5 protein-coding genes are annotated in these 6012 nt (G+C 61.6%); 3 read left to right on the forward strand and 2 right to left on the reverse strand.

Annotated features, from left to right (window positions below; all coding sequences use genetic code 11):
- Nucleotides 1-65: 65 nt before the first annotated feature.
- Complete coding sequence (locus tag ABHR75_RS04910) at nt 66-1157, reverse strand: GGDEF domain-containing protein (protein WP_346963791.1); 1092 nt, start codon at nt 1155-1157, stop codon at nt 66-68.
- A gap of 119 nt (nt 1158-1276) precedes the next feature.
- A complete protein-coding gene (locus tag ABHR75_RS04915) occupies nt 1277-2155 on the reverse strand; it encodes a LysR family transcriptional regulator (RefSeq protein WP_346963792.1) in 879 nt (292 codons plus the stop codon).
- A 233-nt stretch (nt 2156-2388) separates the two neighbouring features.
- On the opposite strand from ABHR75_RS04915, the gene ABHR75_RS04920 reads away from it, so the two are divergent.
- The 3 genes from ABHR75_RS04920 to ABHR75_RS04930 all read left to right on the forward strand — a co-directional run bounded on the left by ABHR75_RS04920 (nt 2389) and on the right by ABHR75_RS04930 (nt 5701).
- Nucleotides 2389-3270, forward strand: coding sequence for an SDR family NAD(P)-dependent oxidoreductase (locus ABHR75_RS04920; RefSeq protein WP_346963793.1), 882 nt, complete (start codon nt 2389-2391; stop codon nt 3268-3270).
- A gap of 65 nt (nt 3271-3335) precedes the next feature.
- Nucleotides 3336-4592, forward strand: a complete 1257-nt coding sequence (locus ABHR75_RS04925; protein ID WP_117637692.1) for an MFS transporter — start codon at nt 3336-3338, stop codon at nt 4590-4592.
- Nucleotides 4593-4660: 68 nt separating this feature from the next.
- The gene (locus ABHR75_RS04930) at nt 4661-5701 is read left to right on the forward strand and encodes a Gfo/Idh/MocA family oxidoreductase (protein WP_117655361.1); all 1041 of its coding nucleotides are present in this window, start codon (nt 4661-4663) and stop codon (nt 5699-5701) included.
- The last annotated feature ends 311 nt before the right edge of the window (nt 5702-6012 follow it).

Below are 6012 nucleotides of genomic sequence, written 5' to 3' on the forward strand. Positions count from 1 at the left end.
CAACGAATAAAGCCTCTGCAGCACACACGGGCTGCGGAGGCTTTTCTATGCCCTTTGTTACAAGCTTACCGTTCCTCGCGTTGCAGCCCGGCTGCCTCAGCTGTCTTTACGCGGTTCTTGTCGATGTACATGTTTTTGTCGGCCTGGGAAAAGAGCTCGCGCATCGTAGGCGGTTCATCAAAATCACTGGAAAGCGCGTAGCCCACCGCATAGCTGATAGGCATGTCGGGGTGAGCCTCGGAATACTCGTTCACGTTCGCACGAACCCGAGCGAGACAGAACTCCACGGCAGCTCGATCGGCATCCCGCAGCACCGCGATAAACTCATCGCCGCCGTCGCGGCCCACAAAGCAGGTCTCGGACGACACGCACCCCAGCTGCTGAGCAAAAGAACGGATGTATTCGTCGCCCTTCTCGTGACCAAAGCTGTTATTGACCATATGCAGATTGTTAAGGTCGAAAACGCACACCGCAACGGACGCCTCCGCGGAGACAGGCTGCTCCTGTCCTAAGATCTCCTCGCACTTGTTCTTGTTGGGCAGTCCCGTGGCTTCGTCGAGATAGACTTTGCTCTGCAGTTCGCGATTGAGCGCGGCAGTGCGCACCGCGCGAACAAGTTCAACCGCAAAGGTCGCCACCAAGCCCACGATGTCGATGATCACCAAGCCCTCGAGATAGTTGAGCGCCGACGCCTTCTCCTGAGAGTAGTCCTCTGCAAGTCGCGTAGCATCGTCGCAAATGCCAAAGAACTCCTCGCTCATGGCGATGATATCGGTGTTCTCGTAGCCGACTTCGCGCACACGGGCAATCTCGGCGCAAAGCTCATCAAAATAATTTGCAAGCTCGGTCATCTTTGCCTGATACCCATCGTCGTCGAGACGGACGAGGTTGAGGTCGCCACTTCCGTAACGCAAGCCGTTGATGTATGAATCCACGGCTTTGAGCAGATCGTCTTGAGGCTGGCCCGCGTCCTCGAGCTTAACGATTCGCTGCGTGGTACCGCGCACCAGACCGGCGTAGTTGACCACGCGCGCCGTGCCCTGGATATCGGAGACGAGCAGCATAACATTAATGAAGAAGAAGATGAGAACTGCCGTGAGCACCATCATGAGCAGGCGCACCGCCCGGCTGGCTTTCTTGGCGACAGAAGTATTCACAAGTTCACTCCCCAAATGACAAAAGCACAGGTAGTACGCAGTGTGCTGAAATTCACGTGAGGTCAACTCTACCAGATGATTTTTCTAGGACGGGAATTAAAGAATCATCGACACGATAGCTATTTGAGAAGTTGTGCCATGGCGTTGACGAATTTTTGTACTTGGAGGGTGGGCTCGAGCGGGTAGTGCAGAAAGACCGGCACCTCGCGTCCGCACAGGAACGGCACGCCCACAAAGGCTGGGTGCACCCCCGACCATGCGCCGCAGGTGAGCACCGCGTCGCCCTTTTCCTCCGCCTCGTTAAAGAGCGCAAAGTCAAAGCTATCCACGTCGATCACGTCCACGCCGCCGTCGGCCAACAGGTCGATGCGCAAGCTGTCCATGGCGTCGTTGCCGTGGCGCAGTACGCGCAGGCGCATGCCCTCCAAGTCGGCAACCGTGATGCGCGTCTTGCGCGCCAGCGGGCTCGTGCGCGGCAGGTCGATATAAAACGGCACGTTGACAATGCGGAGCTTTTGGCAGGTGTCGCCCCAGCGCGGAGTCGAAAAACTCGACTGCACCACATCGACCTCGCGGCCCAAGCTGCGCATGACAGATTCGCGCTCGTCATAGAGGTCGCTTACCGGCACGATCTCAAATCGCAACGATGGCTCCAGCTCGTGCACACCCGTCCACATCGACAGCGTCTGGCGCCCCGGGCACATCATCGACACGCCCAGGCGCACGGCACCGCCATCGCCCGCCGCGCGTCGGGCGCGGCGCAACGCATCCTCGGACTGGCGCATGATCGAGCGCGCATCGTCCACCAGCAGAGCGCCCGCCGGCGTCACCTTAACGCCCGAATGCGAGCGCTCGAACAACGTGATGCCAAACTCGGCCTCAAATCCCGACACCTGCTTGACGAGCGCCGGAGTCGACACGCGCAATTTTGCCGCCGCACGCGAGAAGCTTCCCAGCTCCGCGGCGGCCGATATGGCCTCGAGTCGTCGATCGTACACGTCAATCTCCTGTTTTCGCGCCCGTGGCCACATGGTGCCGCAGGGGGTTGTTTTCGCAGGTCACGCGCTCAATTGAGAATAAACTGCATCGCACAGTGTAAACCTACGGTTAACGCCATTCTAACAAATATGCAATTCACCTGCGCAAATGCAAAGCATACGATAACCAGCGAAAACCACGTGGGTCGATTAATGGGAGCGACCCACCGGGAGGCACAAGAAGGGAAGTTCCTATGAGCAACTGGCTTAAGCTCGAGGGCGATGTCTGCGCCGTGACCGGCGCACTCGGCGGTATGGGCGTCGAGATTTGCCGCGAGTTCGCCCGCAACGGCGCCAACGTCGTCCTGCTCGATCTGGACGAGGAGAAGGTCAAGGCCGCGGCCGCCGACCTCGCCGCCGAGTTTGGCATCCACGCCGAGGGCTACAAGATGAACGCCACCGACGAGGCCGAGGTTCAGGCCGCCGTCGATGCCACCATCGCCGACTTCGGTCGCGTCGACGTTCTCGTCAACACCGCCGGCATCCTGCGCTTCGCAGCCATGGAAGACCTGCCGCTGAGCGACTGGGAGCAGGTGCTCAACGTCAACCTCACCGGCTGCTTCATCACCTCGCAGCGCTTTGGTCGCGAGATGATCAAGGCCGGCCAGGGCCGCCTGGTGCACATCTCGACCGTCGCCAGCCACTCCCCCGAGACGTTCTCGGGCGTGTACAGCTCCACCAAGGCCGGCGTCAACATGATGTCCAAGATGCTCGCCGCCGAGTGGGGCCCCTACGGCGTCCGTTCCAACTGCGTCGAGCCCTGCTTCGTTAAGACCCCGATGTCGGCCAACTTCTACGCCGACCCCGAGGTCGAAAAGAGCCGCAGCCGCCTGATTGCCACGCGCCGCATCGGCGAGGTCAGCGATATCGCCAACGCCGTCATGTTCCTGGCGTCCACGCGCTCGGACTTTACCACCGGCGACGCCATCAAGGTCGACGGCGGCTTCTCCAACATGATGGGCGACCTCACCGCCAAGCCCGGCGGCCGTCGCGCCTATGCCGACAACTACCTCAAGAACAAGGGTGTCGAGCTTTGGTCCGATGAGTCCGGCGTCGCCAAGCCGACTGACCAGTAAACCAACCTAACAGGGAGACCCGCGGATACGACCGCTCCTCCCCCGTACCGATTAGAAAGAGTCCAATGGCTTCCACCAACTCCAACAAGGGTCGCGCCGTCGTGCTTTCCGCCGCATGCGTCACCATGTTCTTCATCAGCTCCATCGCGCTGTATTCCGTCGTGAGCAAGAACCTGCTCGCCGTCTACCCCGAGTGGTCCAGCGCTCTTACCTGGGCCTTCCCCGTCTTCCAGACCATCATGGCCGTGACGGGCATCTTCGCCGGCCGCATCTCCGATAAAATCGGCCCCCGCAACGTCGTGATCGCCGCCGCCGTGTGCTACGGCCTGGGCTGGTTCATGTCCGGCACCGTCACCGAGCCGTGGCAGTTCTACCTGTGGTTCTCGCTCGTCGCCGCCGTCGGCAACGGTCTGGGCTACAACCCGGCGCTCACCACCGGCCAAAAGTGGTTCATCGACAAGAAGGGGCTCGCCTCCGGCATCACCCTCGCTGCTTCGACCGCCGGCCCCGCCGTGCTGTCCCCGGTGCTCGCCTCGCTGCTCATCCCGAGCCTGGGCATCTTCGGTGCCCTTAAGGCACTCGGCGTCATCTTCTTTGTGACGATCGCCGCCTCCGCCCTGTTCCTGAAGGCCCCCGAGGCCGGTTGGCTACCCGAGGGCTTCGAGGCCCCCAAGGGCGGCGCGCACGCCGGTACCTTCGGCGACCTCACCCCGGGCGAGATGGTCAAGACCCCGCGCTTCTGGGTCCTCATCGTCACCTTTGCCTTTGCCGCCACCGCGGGCACCCTGCTCGTGGGCAAGGTTGCCTCCATCGCCGCCGTCCAGCTCTTCGCCGATCCCACGAGCGCCGCTGCCGTCGCCCTCGGCGGTGTGGTGGTCTCCGTCAACACCTGCGCCAACCTGGTCGGCCGCCTGTCCTTTGGCCAGATCATCGACAAGCTCGGCGCCTACAAGTCGCTGCTCATCAGCCTTGTCGTCACCATCGTCGCGCTTGTCATCATGTCGATGAGCTTTACGCAGAGCATGTTCTTTGTGGCGCTCGCCCTGCTCGGCTTTAGCTTTGGCGCCCTGCTCGTCATCTACCCGCCGCTCACCGGTGGCGCCTTTGGTACCAGCAACATCGGCGTCAACTACGGCATCATGTTTTTGGGTTATGCCGCTTCCACCTGGATCAGCCAGCCCATCACCGCCGTGCTGTATCACGCCGAGGCCGGCAGCGCCGCCTACCAGCAGTCCTTCTACGGCGCCATTGTAATCGCCGCCATCGCCGTCGTGCTCACCGTCTACATGATGGTCTCCGACAGCAAGAAGAAGTCCGCCTAGTTTTACCGATGCGACAAAGGGACAGCCCCTTTGTCACATTCCATCGCCACCACTATTAAGGAGTCGAAATGTCTGAGCTCAACCCCGTCCGCATTGCCGTTATCGGCGCCGGCGCCATGGGCCGCAACCACATCCGCTTTGTCACCGAGGAGCCCGAGGCCGAGCTCGTCGCCATCGCTGACGCCTTTGAGGGCGCCCGCGCCACGGCCGAGGCCGCCGGCGTGCCGTTTTACACCGATCCCGCCCAGATGATGGACGAGGTCAAGCCCGAGGCCGTCATTATCGCCACCCCCAACGACCTGCACCTGGGCGTTGCCCGCGAGGCCGTAAAGCGCAACATCGTGCCGCTGGTCGAAAAGCCGATCTCCAACGATCTCGAGGATGCCCAGGCCTTCGCCGCCGAGGCCGAGACCGCCGGCGTGCCCGTGCTCGTGGGCCAGCACCGTCGCCACAACCCCTTCGTCAACAAGGCCAAGGAGATCATCGAGTCTGGCGAGCTGGGCAAGCTCACCGTGTCGAGCTTCCACTACATGATCTATAAGAATGACGAGTATTTCGATGTCGAGTGGCGCCGCAAGAAGGGTGCCGGCCCGATCCTGGTCAACCTGGTGCACGACGTCGACCTGCTCCGCTACCTGCTGGGCGAGCCCGTTGCCGTCCAGGGCATGCAGTCCAGCGCTGCCCGCGGTTTTGAGACCGAGGACTCCGCTGTGGTCAACGTGCGTTTTGCCGATGGCGCGCTCGCGAGCATGACCATCTCTGACGCCACCGCCAGCCCCTGGAACTGGGAGGCAACCGCTCGTGAGGATCCGCAGTATCGCCCCTTCGACGCCGACGCCTACTTTATCGGCGGTACCTTGGGCGCCTTGTCGCTGCCCCGCCTGCACCAGTTCTCCTACGACGGCGCCTCCAACTGGCACAAGCCGCTGCAGATGGAGATTCCGGCTGTCGACCCGGCGTTGCCGCACAAGATGCAGCTCAAGCACTTTGTGAAGGTTGTCCGCCGCGAGGTCGAGCCCGTCGTGACCCCCGCCGACAACGTCAAGACGCTCACGCTGCTTAACGCCATCAAGGAGGCCGCCGAGACCGGCCAGCTCGTCGAGCTGTAATGCCTTAAGAGCGGGTCGCGGCAAACTCCCCGCCGAGCGCCTTGGCCCGCCGCTAACAAGCCCCTCTTCTTTGCCCCGCGAGCATCCTCCTGCCCGCGGGGCATTTTGCTACCTTGCCGACGATTATTCTGGAGCGAGGCTATTTTGCGCCTCAGCTTGGTTCGTTCGTCACGAAATGGGCCTATCTACTACGTTTAACCGATCACCCTCAAGCATGCCGAATTTCGCGAAATAAAAACCGACGCTCCTATAAGTTGTCAAGAGGCAGTTTGCGGGAGCGCTCCCTTCAATTCGCACAGGAGCTCGTAATA

It is taken from the genome of Collinsella aerofaciens (assembly GCF_039752955.1).
Taxonomy (GTDB): domain Bacteria; phylum Actinomycetota; class Coriobacteriia; order Coriobacteriales; family Coriobacteriaceae; genus Collinsella; species Collinsella aerofaciens_BI.